This is a genomic window from Ruegeria sp. YTSC192, assembly GCF_059609705.1.
On record NZ_JBXWMG010000003.1, the window covers coordinates 138,967 to 160,165 of the forward strand.

Here is a 21,199-nt window from a genome sequence, read left to right on the forward strand (position 1 = left end):
GCCTCCCCCGGGATATTTTCAGCCAGATGAATAGAGGATCCTGTACTTCATCTGGCCAAAAATACCTCGGAGCGCGAGGCAGAGCCTCGCTAATAGCAAAGAAGCCCAAGCCTCGGAGAATTGAGCCGTGACTGCAATCAAGCGTATTTCGTCAGGTGGGGAATTTGAAGGGAAAGTCGGCTATTGCCGTGCCGTGGTGGCCGGAGGGTGGGTTCACGTTTCCGGCACTGTAGGACAGGGTGAGAGCGTTGTAGATCAATGCAGATCAGCTCTGGATGTCATCGGAAAGGCCTTGGAAGAAGCTGGCGCAGGTTTTTCGGACGTAGTGCGTGTGACCTACATGCTGCCCGACCGGACAGAATTCGAGCCGTGCTGGCCTGTGTTGTCCGAGGTTTTTGGACCGAACCCTCCAGCCGCGACGATGATTGAATGCGGTTTGATCGACCCCAAATACCGGATTGAGATCGAAGTGACCGCATTATTGCCGCAGTGACGCAGTCGCGCGGCGGGTACTGGACCTTGGCGCGCCTTTGGGTCATACCTTCTCGGGACCGAATTGCCGGAGGCGGATCATGGGCATCCTGAACACTCTTTTGCGGGCCGTAACCTGGTGGAACGGGGCAACCCTGAACACGCAGATTTTCACCGCGCGTAAAGGTGTTAAAGTTGGCGAGGACAATGAAGGCAACGTCTTCTACAGAACCGCTGACGACAGCAAACGCTGGGTGATTTTCAACGGTGAGGCCGAGGCCAGCAGGGTTGATCCCGAATGGCACGGGTGGCTCCACCGGACCTGGGATGAGCCGCCGACAGATAAACCGCTGGCGCACAAGGCCTGGGAAAAACCACATCAGGAGAACCTGACAGGCACCGCACTTGCATACACCCCGGCGGGGTCATTGCGCCGGGCGGAGCCTGTTGAGCGCAAAGACTACGAGGCCTGGAGCCCGGAATAAGACGAGGCGAGCAATGTCGACCCACAATTGGACCGAAGTATTTGTCGGCGGTGCCGTCTTGGCCTGCGCCGTCGCGTTTGGAGTTTATGCCAGCCAATCCACTGGCTTGTCGCAGGGCAGTGCAGGGTATGAACTTGGGGCGTCCTTCCGGTCGCTGGAAGGGGTCAATGTTGGTACCGATGTGCGCCTTGCGGGTGTCAAAATCGGGACCGTCACTGATGTGACCTTGAACTCTGACACCTACCGAGCTGACACGACCTTTTCGGTCGCGGATGGCGTCCTGGTGCCTGATGACAGTGCCATCGTTATTTCGTCCGAGGGGCTGTTGGGGGGTAACTTTGTCGAGGTGATGCCCGGCGGTTCCCCGTTTTATTTTGAGCCCGGCGACCAGATCGAAGATACGCAGGGCGCGGTCAGTCTGATCTCGTTGCTGGTGAAGTTCGTCGCCGGAGACGGCGGCGAATGATGCGCGCTCTGGCATTTGCGTTGGCGCTGGCGGCGACGTCTGCGACGGCCCAGCAAATGGTTCAGTCCGGACCCGGCGCGATGTTGCGCGGCCTGGATAAAGTCAACGGTCAGACCGTTGATGTTGAGCTGCAGAGCGGTCAAACACAGGCTGTCTTCGGTTTGGATGTCGCTTTGGGAGATTGCCGCTATCCGGTCGACAACCCGACAGGGGATGCGTTTGCCTTCCTGACCATTTGGGAACAGGGCAAGGCCGAGCAGCTGTTTGACGGCTGGATGATCGCGACCTCTCCGGCGTTGAATGCTTTGGATCATTCGCGCTACGACGTATGGGTTATCCGCTGTATTACCCCATCAGCGGATTGAGGCACTTCGGCCGCAAAGTCTGCGCTTGCGCCAATGGCTTCTTCCAGCGCGTTTCTGTACTCAATTCGAGGAACCTCAATCGCGCCGAGTGAGGCGAGATGCGCGGTCAGAAACTGGGTATCAAACAGCTGAAACCCAGTCAGCCTCAACCGGTCCACCAGATAGGCCAACGCGATTTTCGATGCGTCGGTGCGACGCGAGAACATGCTCTCGCCAAAGAACGCAGCCCCCAGAGTCACCCCGAAAACGCCACCGACAAGCTGGTCGTCCTTCCATACTTCCAGGGAATGCGCGTGGCCTGTGGCGTGCAATCGTTGATACAGGTCACGCAGTTCGGCGTTGATCCATGTGTCCGCACGGTCGGCGCATCCATCGACGACTCCTGCGAAATCCTGATTGATCAAGACGGTGAAGCCGCATCGCCGTATCCGCTTTGCAAGGCTGCGCGAGATGTGGAAGCCGTCCAGCGGGAAAATCCCGCGGAATTTGGGATCAACCCAGAACAGGTCCGGGTCATCGCGATGCTCGGCCATCGGGAAGATGCCGATAGAATAGCCATGCAGCAGAAGTTCTGGTGACAGGCTCATAAGAAACATCCAAGGGCCGGGCGGCGTATGCCAACCGGCCCAATGGGGTTAGTCGGCCAAATTCTCCGCAAGCCAATGCTCCAGCCAGTGGATATTGTAGTCGCCGCTGTGAATGTCCGGCTCCTGCAACAGCGCGTGGAACAGCGGCACTGTGGTGTCGATGCCGTCTACGATCAACTCGCCCAAGGCGCGTTCCAAACGGGCCAGAGCTTCAGCCCGGTCGCGGCCCTGAACGATTAGCTTGGCAATCAGCGAATCGTAGTAGGGCGGGATCGAATAACCATCGTAAAGCGCCGAATCCATCCGCACACCCAGACCACCGGGTGCGTGATATGCGCTGATCTTGCCGGGGCAGGGTGAGAAGTTGGGCAGCTTTTCAGCGTTGATTCGAACCTCAATCGCGTGGCCGTTGATCTCAAGATCATCTTGACCAAACGACATCGGCAGGCCCGAGGCCACGCGGATTTGTTCGCGCACCAAATCGACGCCGAAGATACCCTCGGTGACGGGATGTTCCACCTGCAGACGCGTGTTCATCTCGATGAAATAGAACTCTCCGTTTTCGTACAGGAATTCGATCGTGCCCGCGCCGATATAGTTGATTTTGGCGACCGCATCCGCACAGACTTTGCCAATCCTGGCGCGTTCCTCGGGGGTGATGCAGGGGCCCGGAGCCTCTTCGAAAACCTTCTGGTGGCGACGCTGCAGTGAACAGTCACGCTCGCCCAGATGGACCGCCTTGCCTTTACCATCGCCGAAGACCTGAATCTCGATATGGCGCGGCGTGGTGAGGTACTTTTCGATATAGACCTCATCGTTGCCAAAGGCGGCCTTGCCCTCGGCCCGTGCGGTCATGAAGGCGCTTTCCATCTCATCCGCGTTCATCGCGACTTTCATGCCGCGTCCGCCGCCACCTGCGGTGGCTTTGATGATGACGGGATAGCCGAACTCTTCGCCGATCCGCTTGGCGTCTTCCAGCGTCGGAACGCCGCCGTCGGAACCGGGAACGCAAGGCACGCCAAGCGCTTTCATCGTGTCCTTGGCGGTAATCTTGTCGCCCATGACACGGATGTGCTCGGCGGTGGGGCCGATGAAGGTGAGGTCATGATCTTCGACGATCTGCACGAACTCTGCGTTTTCGGACAGGAAGCCATAGCCGGGGTGGATCGCCTGCGCGCCCGTAATCTCACAGGCCGAGATGATGGCGGGGACGGACAGATAGCTTTGCGGGCTGGGCGGAGGACCGATGCAGACCGATTCGTCTGCCATGCGCACATGCATCGCGTCACTGTCCGCGGTGGAGTGGACGGCGACCGTCTTAATCCCCATCTCGCGGGCAGCGCGGATGACGCGCAGGGCGATCTCGCCTCGGTTGGCAATCAGGATCTTGTCGAACATGGGCCCGCCTTACTCAACAATGACCAGAGGGGTGCCAAATTCCACCGCGTCGCCGTCACCGACCAGAATGCGTTTCACGGTGCCCGATTTGGGCGCGTGGATGTGGTTCATGGTTTTCATCGCCTCGACGATCAGCAACGTGTCGCCTTCGGAAACAGACGCCCCGACCGAGACGAAGGACGGCGCGCCGGGTTCGGGCTGCATGTAGACCGTGCCAACCATGGGCGAAGTCACAGCGCCCGGATGCCTGGCCGGATCGTCCGTTTCAGTAGCCGGCGCCGCAGCGGCGGCAGCAGGGGCAGCAGCAACCGGAGCAGCAGCAGGGGCCGGAACGGCGACCTGAACCGGTGCGGCAACTGTTTGCACGGCGCGGCTGACGCGCACGTTCAGGCTGTCTTCCTCGCCATATTCGCGTTTGACCTGCAGCTCGGTCAGGTCGTTTTCGCGCAGCAGTTCGGCCAAGGCTTTGATGAACGCCACATCCGCTTCGTGTTTGGTATCTTTCATGAGTATCCTCGAAGGTTCCCCTTTGGCCCGTCTGTATTTACGCGGGCTTCGATCTGATTACGCAGGGTTATAAGCCAAGCAAGCAGTCATGAAAAGCGTCGTTATAAGTTGAAAACAGGAGGTTTGGTGGGTTTATCACAGGCGATAGAGCCTACAATGGCATGCCGGACAGTTTTGCAACCAACTCGGACAGCTTCCGGGCGCCAAATTTTTCCAGTAGCCGGGCGCGGTAGGCTTCGATTGTGCGATAGCTCAGGCCCAGTTCCATCCCGATTTCCTTGGCGGACAGACCACGGCAAGAAAGGATTGCCACTTCTCGCTCGCGCACGGTTAGTTCGACCAGCGGGCGTTCCTCCGAGATATCGGAAAAGCTCCAGATTCCATGGCGAAACGGGTCGTCTGGGGTAAGCGAGCGTCCGCGTGCCCGACACCAGAACAGGTCTCCGTTCCGGCGGCGCATCACCCGTTCATCGGTGTAGTAGCCGGTATCGCGCATCACCTGCAGGCTGCGTTGTCCGATTCTTTCCCAATCCGCGACCGAGGGGTAGAGATGTAGCAGGGGCATGTTGTTGTATTCGGCCTCATCCCCGCCAAAGGTGCGCGCAAATTGCAAATTGCACCGCCGGATGATGCGGTTTTCCAATTCGACAAGACCGATGGGTGCATATTCAAAAGCTGGGTCGCTCATCCCTGTATGGTGGCGGTAAATGCAGGAAATGAGAAGGGGCGAAGCGTTTCGCGCAGGAAGGTCGCATGCCGAACACTGTCAATCTTGTTAAGGCGATCTGAAAACTGGTGCATAACATCAAGAAATTGATAGAATAAACTGAAAATACGACCAACCAGAGATAGCTAAACGTGACTGAGGACCTTGATCATGCGTGATTTGCTGACGGGCAGCCGGATCCGCGAACGGCGGCAGATCGCGGGTCTGAGGCAGGCTGAACTTGCGCGTCAGGTGGGGATCTCGGCCTCGTATCTGAACTTGATCGAACATAACCGCCGCCGGATCGGGGGGAAATTGCTGGTCAATATCGCCGGGGCGCTGTCGGTTGAACCTTCGATGTTGACACAAGGGATCGAAGCGACCCTGATCTCGGCTCTGCGCGAAGCGGCGGCTGACGCGGTTGGCCAGCAGGCCGAAATTGAAACGCTGGAGGAGTTTGCAGGCCGTTTTCCCGGCTGGTCGGGGGTTTTGGCGCAGATGCATCGCCGTGTGGTGTCGTTGGAGCGGACCGTTGAAACCCTGTCGGACCGGCTGACCCATGACCCGCATCTGGCGGCCTCGATGCACGAGGTGCTGTCGACCGCGGCGGCGATTCGGTCAACCGCAGCGATTCTGGCCGACGCGCAGGATATCGACGCCGAGTGGCAGGACCGATTCCACCAGAACCTTCATCAAGATGCTGAACGTCTGGCCGACAGCTCCAAGGCGTTGGTGACCTATCTGGACGAAAGCGACGAGTCGAAAGATCCACGTGGGGCGCCGCTGGAAGAGGTCGAGGTGTTTCTTGAAAGACGCGGCTACAGCTTTCCCGAACTTGAAACCGGGCAAGGGGCTGAGGGTATTGACCTTGAGGGGCTGAACACCTCTGCCGCGCGCAGCCTTGCAGAGGAATGGTTAAAACAGAGTGAGGTGGATGCCAAAGCCATGCCGCTTGACGCGCTCAAGACCGTGTTGGGCGAAGGTGATCCGAACCCTCTGGAGCTGGCGCAGCAATTCTCGGTTGATCTGCCGACAGTGTTCCGGCGCTTGGCCAGCCTGCCGGACGAGGTGCTGAACCGACCGGTGGGGCTGGTGATTTGCGACGGCTCGGGCAGCATCCTGTTTCTGAAGCCCGTTCCCGGCCTGTCACTGCCACGCCATGGCGAGGCCTGCCCCCATTGGCCGATGTATTCCGCGTTAAACCGGCCTCTGGTTCCGATCAGACGGCAAGTTGCGCAGCAAGGGCGGGCCGCTGCAATGTTCGAATGCCACGCTTATGCCTGGCCGCATGGCCTGTCCGGCTACGATCAGGAACCATCGTATCGCGCGGCCATGCTGATACTGCCGCTGGCCGATGCCGAACCGAATGCGACGGCGATACAGGTCGGACCAAGCTGCCGGATTTGCCCAAGCGGCGATTGCCGGTCTCGTCGCGAGCCGTCAATTCTCAGCGAAGGCTTTTGACAGTTTCCCGAACAACCGCTTAATCTGGCGTTGACCGGTTCCGGGGTGGAGGCCAGTCATCGGGAGGATATACACAAATGAGCCGTAAGGTTCTGTTGATTGAGGATGAGCCGAACATCGCCGAGGCCATCCGGTTCTTGCTGACTCGCGAGGGGTGGCAAGTCGAGACACATGGCGATGGTGCGGATGCGCTTCAGGTGATCCGGGGCGCAGAGCCCGATCTGGTGATTCTGGACGTGATGCTACCGGGCAAGAGCGGGATGGACATTCTGCGCGATTTGCGCGCCTTGGACGACATGCAGGACCTGCCGGTTCTGATGCTGACCGCTCGCGGGCAGTCCAGAGATCGTGAGATGGCCGAGAATGCGGGTGTCAGCCGCTTCATGACCAAACCGTTTTCCAACGCCGAGGTGCTGACCGCTGTACGCGATTTGCATGCACAGGCGACGCAGTTATGACGTCGCCCGAGGGTCAGGACCGCACGTCGCGCGGTGCGCGGCCCTCGTTGTTTCTGGAACGGCAAAGCTATCGCCGGCGCAGGCTGGCGGATTCGGCTCGGCTACTGCCATTTCTGGGCGGCGCGCTTCTGGTGTTGCCGCTTCTGTGGCCAGACGCCGAATCTAGAACCGGCGGTGTGCCGCTGTCTTCAGCCATCTTCTACATCTTCGCCTGCTGGATCGGTCTGATTCTGGTCAGCCTGTTTTTTGGCTTCGTTGCCCGCCGCACCGGCGCGGATGACAGCTCTGAGGCGGACGCAGGCTGATGGCAACGCTGAACGTTCTGATTCTGGTCTGTCTGGGCTATGTCGTTCTTCTGTTCGGCGTGGCATTTGCCGCAGACAGGATGGCGGCAGCAGGGCGGGGTAAATGGCTGCGTTCCCCGTTGATTTACACGCTGTCCCTGTCGATCTATTGCACAGCCTGGACTTTTTACGGCGCGGTCGGCAATGCCGCGCGGTCGGGGTTGGAGTTCGTGACAATCTACCTCGGGCCGACGCTGGTGATGATCAGTTGGTGGTGGGGTCTGCGCAAACTGGTGCGGGTCGGGCGCAGCCAGCGCGTGACCTCAATCGCGGACCTTTTGTCCTCGCGCTATGGCAAGTCGAATACACTGGCGGTATGCGTCACGATTCTGGCCGTGATTGGCGGCACGCCCTATATCGCGCTGCAATTGCAGTCGATAACCCTGTCTTTCTCGATCTTTGCCGAGGCCGACCCTTCGGGCCTCTACCGCGAAGGCTCCAGCGTGTTCTGGGTGGCGGCCGGGCTGGCGATGTTTGCGATCCTTTTTGGCACCCGCAATCTGGATGCCAATGAACGCCACCACGGCGTGGTCACTGCCATTGCGGTCGAGTCGGTGGTCAAACTGTTTGCGCTGGTGGCTGTCGGCATCTTCGTCGTCTGGGGTGTAGCGGGTGGTTTCGGCCCGATGATGGAGCGTATCGACGCTTCGGAAATCGGCAAGTGGCAAGTGGATGCCGGGCGCTGGACGACCTTTATCTTTCTGTCCGCCGCCGCCTTTGTATGCCTGCCGCGCATGTTCCAGGTCATGGTGGTCGAGAATGATGACGAGGGCCATCTGCGCACCGCCGCCTGGGCCTTTCCGCTCTATCTGTTGTTGATGAGCCTGTTTGTCGTCCCCATTGCCGTTGTCGGTCTTGATATGCTGCCGGAAGGGTCCAACCCGGATCTGTTCGTGCTGACCGTGCCGTTGTCTCAGGGCAAGGACGGGCTGGCGATGCTGTCTTTTATCGGAGGGTTCTCGTCAGCGACCTCGATGGTGATCGTAACGGCAATGGCCCTGTCGACGATGGTGTCGAACCACGTTGTAATGCCGATCTGGCTGAACACGCATGAGCGCGTTGGGGCTGTGCCCGGTGACGTGCGCAACATCGTATTGATGGCACGGCGTATCTCGATCGCTGCGATTATGGCGCTTGGGTATTTTTATTACAGCCTGTCTGGCGGAGGCACGGCGCTGTCCTCGATCGGGTTGGTGGCCTTTAGTGGAATTTCGCAAATCCTGCCTGCGATGGTCGGCGGATTGTTCTGGCGCGGGGCCACCAGAACTGGTGCCCTGGCAGGTTTGACCGTGGGCTTTGTTCTATGGATCTACACATTGCTTCTTCCCGGAATGGGGGCGGCCTGGATGCCCGAGAGTGTGCTGCTGAACGGACCATTTGGCATTGCATGGTTGCGACCTCAGGCCTTGTTCGGGATCGAAGGTATCGACCCAATGGTGCATTCCGTGATGTGGTCGATTTCCCTGAATGCCGTGGTGTTCTGCGTCGCATCCCTGCTGAGTTTTCCCAGCCCGCTGGAGCGGCTTCAGGGGGCGCAATTCGTCAATGTCTTTGACCACTCGGTCGCACCGCGCGGTTGGACCGGGTCGGTTGCGCAAAGCGAAGACCTGATGATCATGACGCAGCGCATTCTGGGCACATCGCCTGCCCAGGAATTGTTCCAGCGCGAGGCTGAGCTTCAGGGCGGGCGCTCGCCCATGCCCGAGCCGACGCCCGGTTTTCTGGCTCGGCTTGAACGGGAACTCAGCGGCTCAGTAGGGGCGGCCACGGCGCATGCGATGATCGGGCAGATCGTGGGCGGTGCCTCGGTTTCAGTCGAGGACCTTTTGGCCGTTGCCGACGAATCGGCGCAATTGCTGGAATACTCTAGCCAGTTGGAGGTGAAATCTGCCGAACTCAGCCGCACGGCCCGCCAGTTGCGCGATGCCAACGCCAAATTGACCGAAATATCCGAGCAGAAAGACAGTTTCCTCAGCCAGGTCAGTCACGAGTTGCGTACGCCGATGACCTCGATCCGGGCGTTTTCCGAGATCATGCGCGACACCGAAGGGCTGAGCGGCAAAGAACAGACCCGTTATGCCGCCATTATTCACGACGAGGCGCTGCGCCTGACGCGTCTGCTGGACGATCTGCTTGACCTCAGCGTTCTGGAAAACGGTCAGGTCAGGTTGAACGTCAGCGACGATACGCTGCGGTCGGTTCTGGATCGGGCAATCTCAAGCGCATTGGCGGGAACGGATCAACAGCTCGTCGTACGTCGCAGCAAGGCATCCGAGCGTATCCCCCTGCAAACCGATCTGGATCGCTTGGGGCAGGTGTTTATCAACCTCATTTCCAACGCGCAGAAATATTGCGATGCCGAGGAACGGGTTCTGACGATCTCGGCACATGATGTGGGTGGTCAGCTGGTTGTGGACTTCATCGATAATGGCAGCGGTGTACCACCTCAGGCGCGGTCGATGATCTTTGAAAAATTCGCGCGGGTCGGAGGGGACAAGGCTGGCGGTGCCGGGCTGGGTCTGGCGATCTGCCGCGAGATCATGCACCGTTTGGGCGGTGATATCACCTATCTGCCGGGGCAGGGCGGTGCGGCGTTCCGGGTCAGCCTGCCTTTGGCCTACCGGCAAGCGGCGCAATAGCTCGGTTTAAAGAAGTTCGTAACCTCTGCCGGGTTACACCAAGACTCACGACAAGAAATCGGATGGTACCGAAGCCATGGCACACACGGCCGGCGCCGCTCTGGCGCGCAAATTGTCATTGGGGCAGGGGGATCTGGGGGATCGACCCCGCTCGATCCTGCGGGCATTGCGGCTGGGCTTTGCCCGGGCCGCGGGTGAGCGTTTGAATCTTCCGCTGGCTGTTATCGGGGCAAAACAGACGGATCGGGCGCAGGCTGGCCTTGCGGCCACCTTGGCCGAGGATTGGTTGCTGCTGAAATTCACGGGGCCTGATGGGGTTGCAACAGCCTGTCTGGATTTGAACTGCGTTTCAGCCATCGTTCAGACCCAAACCATTGGTGAGGTTGCACCGGATGCACCAGTTGCGCGGGGGTTTACGGATACAGACGCCGCCATGGCCGCACCGCTGGTCGAGGATGCGCTGCGCCGTGCCGTCGGTCTGGTTGATGCGGTGGATCAGCCGAGTCTGGCGGGGTATGAGTACACCTCGCGAGCGGCGGATTTGCGTGGGCTGACCTTGTCGCTGGTGGCAGACCGCTACCGCGTTTTTGACCTGACCGTGGACCTTGCAGGCGGGTTGCGTCAGGGCCGGATCACGATTGTGCTGCCTGATGCGCCTGCGTCAGATGAGGCAGAGATCGAGCCGGAGGCCGATATCGGCCCTCGGTTGGAGCAGTCATCAGGTGTTGTCCGGGCCGAACTGAACGCAGTGGTGTGCCGCATGAAATTGCCACTGGCGCATCTGTCCGCGCTTGAAGAGGGGAGCCTGTTGCCGCTGACCGGTGCGCGGCTGGACCGGACTGAGGTCCTGACGATCGAACGTACCCGCGCCTCGGTCGGGCGCTTGGGCCAGTCAGGGGGAATGCGTGCCGTTCGGTTGAATGAAAACGTAGCGCAGCCTGCGTTGGATGCGTTGGAATCTACCGAGTTCATAGAAAGCCGACCGGCCAGCGCCAGCGAAGACCAGACTGACGCAAACGTAAACATCCCGACGGATCCGATCGACCTTGCCTCGGCTCTACCGGTTGGCGATCCGTTCGACGAGGACCTGAGCCTTGTTGAGCCTGATAGAATGGCCGCGGAAATCTCGCAATTGGCGGGCCTTGACGGCCTGGAGGATAGAGAGGCCTGATCTAGTCCGACGTGCTGCGCAGTTGATCCAGAGTGGGGCGTAGTTGCTCCAACTGATACCCGGCATTGGTGGTGGCAGTCAGAATCTCATCCGTACTCATCTGGCCGCATTGACCCAGAGCCCAAACGACCGAGCAACGCGTGCCCGACGCGCAATATGCCAGCACCGGGCCAGAGCAGTTCTCGGCCATATCCCGTTGCCGGGTGATATTTTCGGGTGTCATGGTCTGGTGGGTCAGTTCCAGCACCTCGTATTCCAACCCGGCAGCGCGGACCGCGTCGCCGATGGCATCGGATTGCATGATCTCGGGGACCTCTGCATTGGGTCGGTTGCAGATAACCTTGACGAAACCGGCCTCGGCAATGGTGGGCACGTCCTCGACAGTGATCTGCGGCGACACGGCGTAGCGGGGGGTTATAGGTCGAATCTCCATGGCAATTGATTAGGCCGGGCTGACCGCCCTGTCCAGTTGCGCACGAAGCCCCGGTGCCAGGCGCATCCCTGCCGCCATCGCCACCAGAAAGACAGCGCTGCTGGTCCCGCCATAGGACAGTGCTGCCATGGCCGGACCGGGACATAGGCCCACCAACGCCCAGCCAGCGCCAAACAGGACCGAACCGAGGATCAACCCTCGGTCAAGTTCGGCCGCAGCAGGGGCGGGAAAGGTGCCGCCGGTCAACGGTCGGCGGGTCTTGGTCATGCGCCACGCGACCAACATGGGCAGAATCGCGCCGCCCATGACGAAGGCCAGGGTCGGGTCCCAGGCGCCGAAGATATCCAGCCAACCCTGAACCTTTTGGGTATCCGTCATCCCTGACAGCAACAGCCCCGCGCCAAACAGCGCGCCCGAAACAAAAGCGATCAATAGCCGCATCAGATCACCCCCAATCCATGGCGGAACAGGGCCAAAACCACCGCTCCGGCTGCGATATAGACGCAGGTCGCAACAACCCCGCGCAGAGAAAACCGAGAGATACCACAGACCCCGTGGCCCGATGTACACCCGTTTGCCAACCGCGTGCCGATGCCGACCAGCAGCCCGGCCGCGACCAGAAGGCCCAGATTTTCCGTCAGATGCGTTTCGGGTCGTTCGCTCATCAGACGGCTCAGGATCAGTGGCATCCCGATCAGCCCCACAACAAACGCAAGTTTCTCGCGCCTTGCCGGACCGTCGATCAGACCTCCCAAAATGCCGCTGGCCCCCATGATCCGGCCATTGCCCAGCAGGTAAAGCGCAGCGCCGCAGCCGATCAGAACGCCGCCACACAGGCCCCATATCCAATCAGGGTTCATTCCAAATTCATCCTTTTCCGGTGGTGCATGTCACAGCTTATTGATCGGCAATTTCAGAAAAACATCGCCTTGCTCGTCCGCCGGAGGCATCTGACCCGCCCGCATATTGACCTGAAGCGACGGCAGAATCAGCCGGGGTTTGGAAAGGGTTGCATCGCGCGCGTCTCGCATTTCCACGAACTCTTCGATGCTGCGACCCTGTCCGATATGGATGTTCAATGCCTTTTGCTCGCCCACCGTTGTTTCCCACGCATATTCATCCCGGCCCGGAGCCTTGTAGTCGTGCCCCACGAATATGCGGGTCTCATCGGGCAGAGACAGGATTTTCTGGATCGAAGCAAAAAGCTCCTCGGACGAGCCGCCCGGAAAATCACATCGCGCGGTGCCGAAATCGGGCATGAACAGTGTATCGCCGACAAAAGCGGCATCCCCAATCACATAGGTCAGGCAGGCCGGAGTATGGCCGGGAGTGTGCAGCACATCGCCCCGCATCTGACCGATGTGGAAGCTGTCGCCCTCGCGGAAGAGGGCGTCAAACTGGCTGCCATCGCGCTGAAACTCGGTCCCTTCGTTGAAGATTTTGCCGAAGGTCTCTTGCACCTCGACGATCTGGTCTCCGATCCCGATTTTGCCTCCCAGTTCCTGTTGCAGATACGGCGCAGCCGAGAGGTGGTCTGCATGTACGTGACTTTCCAAAATCCATTCGGTCTTCAGGTCATTGGCGCGCACATAGGCGATGATCTGGTCGGCAGATGCCGTCCCTGTCTGACCCGAGGCATGATCGAAATCCAGCACGCTATCGACAATTGCACAGGCACGGCTGCTGTCTTCGTGAACGACATACGAGACCGTAAAGGTCTGATCGTCGAAGAACGCTTTCACTATTGGCTTCATGGCTTCCTCCACCTGGACAACATATATGGAAAATAGAATGTGATACAAGGGCCAGTTCGATTTTTGATCTCCGTCAAGGCACAACAGATGAAAATCGCTTAAACTTTAACCCAGATACGTCGAATTGCCGAATAGGCCGTTTTGGCGGGCAATAAACCGCCCGCGTTTCCGATAGCATCTTCGTGTCGCATCCGCGTTACCTATATCTGGGATACTGACAGTTGGGAGGATCAATTTTATGACGAGCAATCTTTATTTCGAAGCGCAGCAACTGGAGCAAAAACTTCAGGACGCGAGTCTGGATACCCGGTTGGCGCTACAACCCAGTTTTAGCAAAATCGTTGATCGCATGCGTCAGCAGGGCATGCATGTGCCTTCGCGCATACGTCTCCTGGATGCGGCCCTGTGCGAGGACGCCATGGAGGCGCGGTTCGACAATTTGCCGATTTGATCGCCCGGATTATCCCAGCGATATGCCAAGGATGACCAGCATCAGCCCCATGACCGACAGAAACAACGACCCCAGATTCCAGGGCAGAACACCCTGAACAACAGCGCGCAGTTCGTCATCAGAAAGGCCTGCTTTGCGGGCCTTCATCACGCGCAGAATACACCAGACCAGACCGACAAGACCGGCCACTGACAGGGCGGCGCCGCCCCAGGTGATGATTTCGAACATGGTTGCCTGCCTCTGCTGGTGCCGTGGTTTTGCGCTTAGCGGATCAGGGGCCTGTCGACAAGCCCGCCCATGGGATTGGGTGCTTGCGACCCGCGCACCGGCGATGTATCCGGCACCATGCCCGATATCTCGGCACCGCAATTCAGCCTCTGGGAGAGACCAACATGGAAGACATGACCGAAGATCAGGCCGCCGCCAACTATCGCGTGACTGCAGGCGAGCTGCGCCAGTTCATCGAACGGATCGAGCGTCTGGATGCCGAAAAGAAAGATCTGGCCGAGCAGCAGAAAGAGGTCATGGCCGAAGCCAAGGCACGCGGTTACGACACCAAGGTCATGCGCAAGTTGGTCGCTCTGCGTAAGCGCGACAAGGATGATATCGCCGAAGAAGAGGCGGTTCTTGAAATGTACAAGGAAGCACTTGGAATGTAATGCGATGCAGCCCGTGTCAGGGCTGCAGCACTTGTACACCCGGCATGGTCCGCAATGCCGCGAGATCCTGTTCGTAGATCTCGGAAAATGCGCTGACCACGTCTGAATTCCAGCCCGGCATCTCCAGTTCTTCCTCGATTTGCGCGGGATCGGCATGTTCATCGAACAGATGGGTCAGACTTTCCCGCAGCATATCCCGATCCTGCCAGGCTATTTGTTCCAGCAGTTGCGTCAGTTCTGCGCGGCCTGCATCCGTCAGCACCGAGGCAAGGAACGCGTATTCATGCTGCAGGGCCGCCTTGTCCGGCAGTCCGGCCACCGTTCTGAGGATATCGCCCCAGAGAAGCGGCGTGTCTTCATTGGCCCAGAGCGTGATCTGAACGGCCGGAGCCACTTCCCGAAGATCGTTGATCATGTTCAGCCAGCTCAGGCTGCTCAGGTCTGTGCTCTCCAGAATGGCTTTCCGGCGCTCTTCCGGCAGCGACATCAACAGTTTCGAGATAAAACTGGCCGGGTTCACCAGCGCGAAACACAATTCAATCTGATCCGCCTCCAGAACCCGGTCCAGAAACGCAACCCGCTCTGCCGCAAAGGGATATAGCCGCCCTTGCAGAATCGCGGTTCGTCTGGGGCCGAAAACCTTGTCGCTGGAAAGGACAACGCGGTCACAGGTTGTGCGGTCGGGAAGAACCTCATTCAGCCCCATCAGGACCTCTGGCAGCGGCACCCCGGTTGTCATGGAATCCGAGGCGACCTTCACAAACTGCCGACCCTGCGCCAAATCCAAAGGGATGATCCGCTGCTGGTTCAGCACCGCAGTGTTCGCGCCCAGGGTTTCAATCAACTGGTCATTGTCGGAAAAGGCCACGCCTGCGTGTATAACAACCTGCATCTTCGTCCTTTTCTTTCCGGGCTCCCTTTTTCGGTGTTACATCCTGCGCCTTCGTCGGTAAATGCTGTAACAGGAAATTGGATGGGGGCCTCAGGGGACATCCTAAAGGAATCGAGGCTCGCAGCCCCTCCGCAGGGGGCAGCTTGAACTCTGCCAGCGCGGAATGCGGTTCCTTCTTTGGCGTAACTCGGCAAGACTGATTAACCCGCCAAATCCTGCCGCTCGTACATGGGGGAGGGGGCCTCGGCCAGTGGAGTATCCTTGGGCGGGCAAAGCACGAATGCAAAAACAATCAACGCCGCCAACAGTGCCGTCTTCATTTCTGCCAAAGCCCTTGATTTCATCACGCGTCCCTTCGCCTTGTAAGCCTCACTACCCCTTGAACGCATCAGCCTCGAAATTCCGTCGAAAGATTTTTGCAGGTTTTTGTCTTTTTCCGCTTGCAGGCTCGCGCGGGAATTTATACATCCCTCCTCACTCAACGGCGCGGGCGTAGCTCAGGGGTAGAGCATAACCTTGCCAAGGTTAGGGTCGGGCGTTCGAATCGCCTCGCCCGCTCCATTGAGAGGTCTTCGGACCAAAATATGTATCTGATGCGGGCGTAGCTCAGGGGTAGAGCATAACCTTGCCAAGGTTAGGGTCGGGCGTTCGAATCGCCTCGCCCGCTCCAGATACAAACCTTCTCACAGGTCTATTTCATTGAAAATGCGCGGCCCGCGCATTCGTGACGGGTTGTATTGGCCCGGGTGTTTTTCGAAAGCGGGCCACGACGGCGCCATGATCTCAAATTCAGCTCAGAACGCCTTGAATGTCATCGTGGTCAAGGATCGTTCGATGTTTGGAATCACCAGCAGGTGTTCGTTGATGAAATGACCCACATCTTCGGTTTCGGGGACATAGAGCTTCAGCAGCAGGTCATATTCGCCACTTGTGGAATAAAGCTCCGAGTGAATCTCGCGCAGGGCGATCTCTTCGGCGACCTTGTAGGTGGTGCCGGGTGTACAACGGATCTGGATGAAAACGCAGGTGGACATGTGCCGGGCCTTTTGACTTGAGTTTCCGGCAGGCTGGCATGGCCCGGACCTGTGTGCAATCCCCTGCAACAGTTTGAAGTGATCGCGATACGACCTCTGGATCAATCCGCCCAACCCCGTCTATAAGCGCGCCTGTAGCAAAAGGAATTCGCCCATGCGCAGCGCAAAGATCAGCCGTCAGACCGCCGAGACCGAGATCTCGGTTGAGGTCAATCTGGACGGCACCGGCCAGTATGACAACCAGACCGGCGTTGGCTTCTTTGACCACATGCTGGATCAGTTGGCGCGCCATTCGCTGATCGACATGACGATCCGCGCCAAGGGCGACTATCACATCGATGACCACCACACGGTCGAGGACACCGGCATCGCGCTGGGTCAGGCTCTGACGCAGGCATTGGGCGACAAGAAGGGCATTCGCCGCTATGGCGAGTGTCACTTGCCCATGGATGACGCGCAGGTGCGTTGTGCGCTGGACCTGTCCGCACGCCCGTTCCTGATCTGGAACGTGGACCTGCCGACCCAGAAGATCGGCACCTTCGACACCGAACTGGTGCGCGAGTTCTTTCAGGCGCTCAGCACCCACGGAGGCATCACTCTGCACATCGACCAACTGCACGGTTTCAACAGCCACCACATCGCCGAGGCTGCCTTTAAGGCCGTCGCGCGCGCCCTGCGGGATGCGGTTGAAACCGACCCGCGCAAGGCGGATGCGATTCCGTCAACGAAGGGCGCGCTGTAGATGCTTACCGCAATCATCGACTACGAGAGCGGCAACCTGCACTCGGCTGAAAAAGCGTTCCTGCGTATGGCGAAAGAGCTGAACGCGGGTGAGGTTGCTGTGACCTCGGACGCGGATGTCATCGCCCGCGCGGACCGGTTGGTTCTACCCGGCGACGGAGCGTTCCCGGCCTGCGCAGCCGAGTTGCGTGGTCACAAGGGCATCTATGACGCGATGGTCGAGGCGGTTGAACAGAAAGGCCGACCCTTCCTTGGGATCTGCGTCGGGATGCAGTTGATGGCCTCGAAAGGCCATGAATATACCGAAACCGATGGCCTGGATTGGGTCGCTGGGGACGTGCTGCGGATTGAGCCTTCGGACACCTCGCTCAAGGTGCCGCATATGGGCTGGAACGATCTGGTTCTGGGCAGCGACCATCCGGTGTTCAACGGGGTGAAATCCGGGGATCACGTCTATTTCGTCCACTCATACCATTTTCGCGTCGCGGACCCGGCGCAGCGGCTGGCTTATGTGGACTATGGGCAGGACGTCACGGCCGTGGTTGGCCGCGACACAATGCTTGGGATGCAGTTCCACCCCGAGAAAAGCCAGGATGTTGGCCTGCGCATGATCGGCAACTTCCTGACTTGGGCGCCCTAAGGGGCTACTGAACGCGGGTCCATGTCTGCCCGCGGCAAACCAATCCACCTGCGACACAGCCTTTGACCGTCAACTGGTTTTGACTGTCCAGCGTCATTTTGGAGTTGTAGGTCTTATCGCGATCCGGGGCCCAGATCTTGCCGTTATCATAGCTGCCACTGCCTTCTGCAACCATGTCCCAGATGATCTGTTTGCCCAGGTTTTCATAGTCGAGTATCTGGTCGCCATTGCCATCAAAGGCGCTGTCGATGGTGCCACAAATTGCGCTGCCGCATTCGCCGATCGACACGTGCAGGTACCCACCTGTGTCGCCTGGCTGTGTTTTCCAAAGCCCATCCGCCGGATCTGCCGCCATCGCGCCAGTGGCCAATGATGCAAAAGCAATCGAAAGTGCAAGTTTCTTCATGATAACCTCCCTGATTTGGATTCACTCTGGCCCGGTGTCGGGCTACGGGCAAGATTGACTTTGCGTCGCTATCCCGCTTGTGCGATACGCCGCCCGTGTAACATTCAGATAAGGCCGCCCGACATGATCCTGTATCCCGCCATCGACCTGAAAGACGGCAACGCTGTTCGCCTGCTGCGCGGAGAAATGGACAAAGCCACCGTTTTCAACGAAGACCCGGCCGCGCAGGCCCGTGCCTTTGTTGAGGCCGGGTGTGCATGGCTACACCTTGTCGACCTGAACGGTGCCTTCGCGGGCGAGCCGGTCAATGCCGCTCCGGTCGAGGCGATCCTGAAGGCCTGCGATGTGCCCGCTCAGCTGGGTGGCGGCATCCGCGACATGGCCACCATCGAGACATGGATCGAAAAGGGTTTGGCGCGGGTTATTCTGGGCACCGTTGCGGTCGAAAACCCTGATCTTGTGCGTGAGGCCGCAAAAGCTTTCCCCGGCAAGGTCGCCGTAGGCATCGACGCCCGCAACGGTATGGTCGCCACCAAAGGCTGGGCCGAGGAAACCGACGTGCAGGTCACCGATCTGGCCCGCAGCTTTGAGGACGCTGGCGTCGCGGCAATCATCTATACCGACATCAACCGCGACGGCGCGATGCAGGGCCCGAATATCGAAGCCACGGCGGCACTGGCCCAGGCCGTCTCCATCCCGGTCATTGCCTCTGGGGGTGTCAGCTCCTTGGATGATCTGATCGCCTTGCGCGATTGCGGAGTTGAGCTGAACGGCGCGATCTCGGGTCGGGCGCTGTATGATGGCGCGATTGACCTGGCCGAGGCCATTCGCGCCCTGAGCTAAACGTCTTACTGCGCCGCAGCCGAGGTCAGTTTCTTCAACGCGCCGCGCATTTTCTCGATCACGGGCGAATTTTCGACCTCATCAAGATCATCCATCGTCTCTTTTGGATCTTCATAGGCCAGCCAGACCTGCCCGTTCGCATCCTCATAGGCCTGCACTTTCAAAGGCAGGAACAGGCCCGCGCGCGGGTCGATCTGCATTGCAGGCGTCCCCAGTGCCGGGTTGCCGAAGATCAACACCTGATTGGGCGGGATCGGCGTGCCGACCTTTTCGGCCCCGGCTGCGTGGTCGATGCGCGCAAAGACGGTCGCGCCCGCGTTGCCCACAGCGGCTTCGATGGCATCCAGCGCCTCGGGCACGGATTTAGTGGTTTCTACTTTGATGATATCTTCAGCCATTGCGGCAACTGCTCCTGTAAAAAGGATGGTGGTGGTCAGAATGAGGTTTCGCATATTATTGATCTCCTGATGAATTTGGGGACAGTTTTCACAGGTTTGAGAGGGGTGGCAATCACAAGTCTGGCATCGGCGGGGCTTTGCCGGTAAGGGTGCGGGCAACAAAGGAAAGCGCATGCTTAAAACCCGTATCATACCCTGTCTGGATGTCGCCGATGGCCGTGTGGTCAAAGGTGTGAATTTCGTGGGTCTGCGCGATGCAGGCGACCCGGTGGAATCGGCCAAGGCCTATGACGCCGCCGGCGCGGATGAGATCTGTTTTCTGGACATTCACGCAACGCATGAAAACCGCGGCACCATGTTCGACGTGGTGCGGCGCACGGCGGAACAGTGCTTTGTCCCCCTGACCGTAGGTGGTGGCGTGCGTACCAAGGATGACGTGCGCGCCCTGCTGCTGGCGGGGGCGGACAAGGTCAGCTTCAACTCGGCCGCTGTCGCCAACCCGGATGTCATTGCTGAAACTTCAGACCAGTTCGGCAGCCAGTGCATCGTCTGCGCCATCGACGCCAAAACCGTCAGCCCCGGCAAATGGGAAATCTTCACTCATGGCGGACGCAAACCCACCGGCATTGACGCGGTCGAGTTCGCGAAAACCGTGGTTGCCAAAGGTGCGGGGGAAATCCTGCTGACCTCGATGGACCGGGACGGAACCAAATCAGGGTTCAACCTGCCGCTGACCCGCGCAATCAGCGATGCCGTGGATGTGCCAGTGATCGCCTCGGGCGGCGTCGGCACTCTGGATCATCTGGTCGAGGGCGTTACCGAAGGTGGGGCGAGCGCCGTGCTGGCGGCCTCGATCTTCCATTTTGGCGAATACACCATCCGCGAGGCGAAGGAACACATGGTCGCCGCCGGCATCCCGATGAGGCTGACATGAGCATCCTGCACGATCTGGCCGCCACAATCGAGGCGCGCAAAGGGGCGGACCCTGACAGCAGCTGGACGGCAAAGCTGCTGGCCAAGGGCCCGGAAAAATGCGCCGAGAAGTTCGGCGAGGAAGCCGTTGAGGCCATCATCGAAGCCGTCAAGAATGACAAAGACGGGCTTACGTCCGAGGCCGCCGACGTGCTGTATCACCTGCTGGTCATGCTGGCCGCGCGCGACGTTGCGCTGGATGATGTGCTGGCGGAGCTGGCGCGGCGTCAAGGCGTAAGCGGTATTGCCGAAAAGGCCGCACGCCCCAAAAGCTAAGCTCAGTCTTCCGTCCGCGCCGAAGCGGTTCTATGATCATGTTTCACGGTCTATCGGTCGAGGGACATCACAATGATCAGAGCTTTGGCCTGCGTTCTGGCCCTCGTGACGTTGGGCGCATGTGCAGCCCCGCCACCGCCCACAGGGGACGAGGTTCAGCGGCTTGCCTCGGAAATCCAAAGCCTCGGCCCCGATATCGACCCGGCTGAGGCCAACCGAGCCGCCCGCATAGCATATTCTTACACTGCGCAGCTGGCGCAGGAATATGAGATCACCGACCCTCCATTGATCCACAATGCTAAGGTCAACAAGGGCCTGCGCCCGCGTGGGTTATGCTGGCACTGGGCCGAAGATATCGAACGGCGGTTGAAGCAAGAGAACTTCCAAACCCTGGACATGCATCGCGCCATCGCCAACGCCGACAATCCACTGCGAATCGATCACAGCACTGCCATCATCAGCGCGCGGGGAGAGTCACTGTATGACGGCGTCGTACTGGATCCGTGGCGCTATGGCGGAGTTCTGTTCTGGTCGCCGCTGCCGGAAGACACAAGATATGACTGGGTCCCGCGTGAGGTTGTTCTGGAAAAGCGCAGGCAAGAGCAGGTGGCGCGCCTCAAACCCTACCAGGCGCAGTGA

31 protein-coding genes and 2 tRNA genes are annotated in these 21,199 nt (G+C 59.3%); 19 read left to right on the forward strand and 14 right to left on the reverse strand.

What is annotated here, in order from left to right:
- The first annotated feature begins 127 nt into the window (after nucleotides 1–127).
- The 4 genes from AC2FD8_RS06170 (at nucleotide 128) to AC2FD8_RS06185 (ending at nucleotide 1,787) form a co-directional block, all read left to right on the forward strand.
- Nucleotides 128–493: a RidA family protein gene (locus tag AC2FD8_RS06170; RefSeq protein WP_496854544.1), complete on the forward strand. Its 366-nt coding sequence runs from the start codon at nucleotides 128–130 to the stop codon at nucleotides 491–493.
- A gap of 79 nt (nucleotides 494–572) precedes the next feature.
- Nucleotides 573–956 carry an NADH:ubiquinone oxidoreductase subunit NDUFA12 gene (locus AC2FD8_RS06175; protein ID WP_496854545.1) on the forward strand — a complete coding sequence of 128 codons (384 nt, stop codon included), beginning with the start codon at nucleotides 573–575 and terminating at the stop codon, nucleotides 954–956.
- A gap of 13 nt (nucleotides 957–969) precedes the next feature.
- Nucleotides 970–1,422, forward strand: coding sequence for an outer membrane lipid asymmetry maintenance protein MlaD (gene mlaD / locus AC2FD8_RS06180; protein ID WP_496854546.1), 453 nt, complete (start codon nucleotides 970–972; stop codon nucleotides 1,420–1,422).
- Complete coding sequence (locus AC2FD8_RS06185) at nucleotides 1,419–1,787, forward strand: DUF2155 domain-containing protein (protein ID WP_496854547.1); 369 nt, start codon at nucleotides 1,419–1,421, stop codon at nucleotides 1,785–1,787. The genes mlaD and AC2FD8_RS06185 overlap by 4 nt, the downstream gene beginning before the upstream one ends.
- On the opposite strand, the gene aat is transcribed toward AC2FD8_RS06185, so the two are convergent.
- From aat to AC2FD8_RS06205, 4 genes are all read right to left on the reverse strand, one after another.
- Nucleotides 1,742–2,374: a leucyl/phenylalanyl-tRNA--protein transferase gene (aat, locus tag AC2FD8_RS06190; RefSeq protein WP_496854548.1), complete on the reverse strand. Its 633-nt coding sequence runs from the start codon at nucleotides 2,372–2,374 to the stop codon at nucleotides 1,742–1,744. The two genes, AC2FD8_RS06185 and aat, sit on opposite strands and share 46 nt — an antisense overlap.
- A gap of 48 nt (nucleotides 2,375–2,422) precedes the next feature.
- Nucleotides 2,423–3,772 (reverse strand): acetyl-CoA carboxylase biotin carboxylase subunit, encoded by a 1,350-nt coding sequence (gene accC, locus AC2FD8_RS06195; RefSeq protein WP_496854549.1) that lies wholly within the window; start codon nucleotides 3,770–3,772, stop codon nucleotides 2,423–2,425.
- A 9-nt stretch (nucleotides 3,773–3,781) separates the two neighbouring features.
- Nucleotides 3,782–4,279 carry an acetyl-CoA carboxylase biotin carboxyl carrier protein gene (accB, locus tag AC2FD8_RS06200; RefSeq protein ID WP_496854550.1) on the reverse strand — a complete coding sequence of 166 codons (498 nt, stop codon included), beginning with the start codon at nucleotides 4,277–4,279 and terminating at the stop codon, nucleotides 3,782–3,784.
- Nucleotides 4,280–4,430: 151 nt separating this feature from the next.
- The gene (locus tag AC2FD8_RS06205; protein ID WP_496854551.1) at nucleotides 4,431–4,967 is read right to left on the reverse strand and encodes a LuxR C-terminal-related transcriptional regulator; all 537 of its coding nucleotides are present in this window, start codon (nucleotides 4,965–4,967) and stop codon (nucleotides 4,431–4,433) included.
- 189 nt (nucleotides 4,968–5,156) lie between these two features.
- Between AC2FD8_RS06205 and AC2FD8_RS06210 the strand changes: the two genes are divergently transcribed.
- The 5 genes from AC2FD8_RS06210 (at nucleotide 5,157) to AC2FD8_RS06230 (ending at nucleotide 11,061) form a co-directional block, all read left to right on the forward strand.
- Nucleotides 5,157–6,449, forward strand: a complete 1,293-nt coding sequence (locus AC2FD8_RS06210) for a helix-turn-helix domain-containing protein (protein ID WP_496854552.1) — start codon at nucleotides 5,157–5,159, stop codon at nucleotides 6,447–6,449.
- Between the two features lie 77 nt (nucleotides 6,450–6,526).
- Nucleotides 6,527–6,907 (forward strand): response regulator transcription factor, encoded by a 381-nt coding sequence (locus AC2FD8_RS06215; protein WP_496854553.1) that lies wholly within the window; start codon nucleotides 6,527–6,529, stop codon nucleotides 6,905–6,907.
- A complete protein-coding gene (locus AC2FD8_RS06220; RefSeq protein ID WP_496854554.1) occupies nucleotides 6,904–7,212 on the forward strand; it encodes a hypothetical protein in 309 nt (102 codons plus the stop codon). Before AC2FD8_RS06215 ends, AC2FD8_RS06220 begins: the two co-directional genes overlap by 4 nt.
- Nucleotides 7,212–9,890, forward strand: coding sequence for an ATP-binding protein (locus AC2FD8_RS06225; RefSeq protein WP_496854556.1), 2,679 nt, complete (start codon nucleotides 7,212–7,214; stop codon nucleotides 9,888–9,890). The genes AC2FD8_RS06220 and AC2FD8_RS06225 overlap by 1 nt, the downstream gene beginning before the upstream one ends.
- A gap of 76 nt (nucleotides 9,891–9,966) precedes the next feature.
- The gene (locus AC2FD8_RS06230) at nucleotides 9,967–11,061 is read left to right on the forward strand and encodes a FliM/FliN family flagellar motor switch protein (protein ID WP_496854558.1); all 1,095 of its coding nucleotides are present in this window, start codon (nucleotides 9,967–9,969) and stop codon (nucleotides 11,059–11,061) included.
- 1 nt (nucleotide 11,062) lies between these two features.
- Here the strand turns inward: AC2FD8_RS06230 and AC2FD8_RS06235 are convergent, their stop codons facing one another.
- The 4 genes from AC2FD8_RS06235 to AC2FD8_RS06250 are packed head-to-tail and all read right to left on the reverse strand — an operon-like array spanning nucleotide 11,063 to nucleotide 13,248.
- Complete coding sequence (locus AC2FD8_RS06235; RefSeq protein WP_496854560.1) at nucleotides 11,063–11,494, reverse strand: protein tyrosine phosphatase family protein; 432 nt, start codon at nucleotides 11,492–11,494, stop codon at nucleotides 11,063–11,065.
- 9 nt (nucleotides 11,495–11,503) lie between these two features.
- Entirely contained in the window at nucleotides 11,504–11,935 is a 432-nt protein-coding gene (locus AC2FD8_RS06240) for a DUF6691 family protein (protein WP_496854562.1), read from the reverse strand.
- On the reverse strand, nucleotides 11,935–12,354 hold the full coding sequence (locus AC2FD8_RS06245; protein WP_496854564.1) for a YeeE/YedE family protein: 420 nt from the start codon (nucleotides 12,352–12,354) through the stop codon (nucleotides 11,935–11,937). The genes AC2FD8_RS06240 and AC2FD8_RS06245 overlap by 1 nt, the downstream gene beginning before the upstream one ends.
- A gap of 30 nt (nucleotides 12,355–12,384) precedes the next feature.
- A complete protein-coding gene (locus tag AC2FD8_RS06250) occupies nucleotides 12,385–13,248 on the reverse strand; it encodes an MBL fold metallo-hydrolase (RefSeq protein WP_496854566.1) in 864 nt (287 codons plus the stop codon).
- Nucleotides 13,249–13,486: 238 nt separating this feature from the next.
- On the opposite strand from AC2FD8_RS06250, the gene AC2FD8_RS06255 reads away from it, so the two are divergent.
- On the forward strand, nucleotides 13,487–13,699 hold the full coding sequence (locus AC2FD8_RS06255) for a hypothetical protein (protein ID WP_496854568.1): 213 nt from the start codon (nucleotides 13,487–13,489) through the stop codon (nucleotides 13,697–13,699).
- A gap of 9 nt (nucleotides 13,700–13,708) precedes the next feature.
- On the opposite strand, the gene AC2FD8_RS06260 is transcribed toward AC2FD8_RS06255, so the two are convergent.
- Complete coding sequence (locus tag AC2FD8_RS06260; protein WP_496854570.1) at nucleotides 13,709–13,927, reverse strand: hypothetical protein; 219 nt, start codon at nucleotides 13,925–13,927, stop codon at nucleotides 13,709–13,711.
- A gap of 164 nt (nucleotides 13,928–14,091) precedes the next feature.
- Between AC2FD8_RS06260 and AC2FD8_RS06265 the strand changes: the two genes are divergently transcribed.
- Nucleotides 14,092–14,358 (forward strand): DUF2312 domain-containing protein, encoded by a 267-nt coding sequence (locus tag AC2FD8_RS06265; protein WP_170374913.1) that lies wholly within the window; start codon nucleotides 14,092–14,094, stop codon nucleotides 14,356–14,358.
- Nucleotides 14,359–14,374: 16 nt separating this feature from the next.
- Here AC2FD8_RS06265 and AC2FD8_RS06270 read toward each other — a convergent pair whose 3' ends face one another.
- The gene (locus AC2FD8_RS06270) at nucleotides 14,375–15,250 is read right to left on the reverse strand and encodes a cytochrome P450 family protein (RefSeq protein WP_496854572.1); all 876 of its coding nucleotides are present in this window, start codon (nucleotides 15,248–15,250) and stop codon (nucleotides 14,375–14,377) included.
- A gap of 200 nt (nucleotides 15,251–15,450) precedes the next feature.
- On the reverse strand, nucleotides 15,451–15,732 hold the full coding sequence (locus tag AC2FD8_RS06275) for a hypothetical protein (RefSeq protein ID WP_496854574.1): 282 nt from the start codon (nucleotides 15,730–15,732) through the stop codon (nucleotides 15,451–15,453).
- A gap of 4 nt (nucleotides 15,733–15,736) precedes the next feature.
- On the opposite strand from AC2FD8_RS06275, the gene AC2FD8_RS06280 reads away from it, so the two are divergent.
- Together AC2FD8_RS06280 and AC2FD8_RS06285 are read left to right on the forward strand one after the other, a co-directional pair.
- Nucleotides 15,737–15,811: transfer RNA gene (locus AC2FD8_RS06280), tRNA-Gly, on the forward strand.
- A 34-nt stretch (nucleotides 15,812–15,845) separates the two neighbouring features.
- Nucleotides 15,846–15,920, forward strand: a tRNA-Gly gene (locus AC2FD8_RS06285).
- A gap of 124 nt (nucleotides 15,921–16,044) precedes the next feature.
- Here AC2FD8_RS06285 and AC2FD8_RS06290 read toward each other — a convergent pair.
- Complete coding sequence (locus tag AC2FD8_RS06290) at nucleotides 16,045–16,284, reverse strand: Lrp/AsnC family transcriptional regulator (protein ID WP_496854576.1); 240 nt, start codon at nucleotides 16,282–16,284, stop codon at nucleotides 16,045–16,047.
- A 154-nt stretch (nucleotides 16,285–16,438) separates the two neighbouring features.
- Between AC2FD8_RS06290 and hisB the strand changes: the two genes are divergently transcribed.
- Nucleotides 16,439–17,026, forward strand: coding sequence for an imidazoleglycerol-phosphate dehydratase HisB (hisB, locus tag AC2FD8_RS06295; protein ID WP_170374919.1), 588 nt, complete (start codon nucleotides 16,439–16,441; stop codon nucleotides 17,024–17,026).
- A complete protein-coding gene (gene hisH / locus AC2FD8_RS06300) occupies nucleotides 17,027–17,665 on the forward strand; it encodes an imidazole glycerol phosphate synthase subunit HisH (protein WP_496854578.1) in 639 nt (212 codons plus the stop codon).
- Between the two features lie 4 nt (nucleotides 17,666–17,669).
- On the opposite strand, the gene AC2FD8_RS06305 is transcribed toward hisH, so the two are convergent.
- Nucleotides 17,670–18,071 (reverse strand): DUF2147 domain-containing protein, encoded by a 402-nt coding sequence (locus AC2FD8_RS06305; RefSeq protein ID WP_496854580.1) that lies wholly within the window; start codon nucleotides 18,069–18,071, stop codon nucleotides 17,670–17,672.
- Nucleotides 18,072–18,194: 123 nt separating this feature from the next.
- Here AC2FD8_RS06305 and hisA point away from each other — a divergent pair, with 123 nt between their 5' ends.
- Nucleotides 18,195–18,914: a 1-(5-phosphoribosyl)-5-[(5-phosphoribosylamino)methylideneamino]imidazole-4-carboxamide isomerase gene (gene hisA / locus AC2FD8_RS06310; protein ID WP_496854582.1), complete on the forward strand. Its 720-nt coding sequence runs from the start codon at nucleotides 18,195–18,197 to the stop codon at nucleotides 18,912–18,914.
- Nucleotides 18,915–18,919: 5 nt separating this feature from the next.
- Here hisA and AC2FD8_RS06315 read toward each other — a convergent pair whose 3' ends face one another.
- Nucleotides 18,920–19,366, reverse strand: a complete 447-nt coding sequence (locus AC2FD8_RS06315; protein ID WP_496854584.1) for a DUF302 domain-containing protein — start codon at nucleotides 19,364–19,366, stop codon at nucleotides 18,920–18,922.
- Nucleotides 19,367–19,484: 118 nt separating this feature from the next.
- Between AC2FD8_RS06315 and hisF the strand changes: the two genes are divergently transcribed.
- The 3 genes from hisF to AC2FD8_RS06330 all read left to right on the forward strand — a co-directional run bounded on the left by hisF (nucleotide 19,485) and on the right by AC2FD8_RS06330 (nucleotide 21,199).
- Nucleotides 19,485–20,246, forward strand: a complete 762-nt coding sequence (hisF, locus tag AC2FD8_RS06320) for an imidazole glycerol phosphate synthase subunit HisF (RefSeq protein ID WP_496854586.1) — start codon at nucleotides 19,485–19,487, stop codon at nucleotides 20,244–20,246.
- Nucleotides 20,243–20,560, forward strand: a complete 318-nt coding sequence (locus AC2FD8_RS06325) for a phosphoribosyl-ATP diphosphatase (protein ID WP_496854588.1) — start codon at nucleotides 20,243–20,245, stop codon at nucleotides 20,558–20,560. The genes hisF and AC2FD8_RS06325 overlap by 4 nt, the downstream gene beginning before the upstream one ends.
- Before the next feature lie 72 nt (nucleotides 20,561–20,632).
- Nucleotides 20,633–21,199 carry a hypothetical protein gene (locus AC2FD8_RS06330; RefSeq protein ID WP_496854590.1) on the forward strand — a complete coding sequence of 189 codons (567 nt, stop codon included), beginning with the start codon at nucleotides 20,633–20,635 and terminating at the stop codon, nucleotides 21,197–21,199.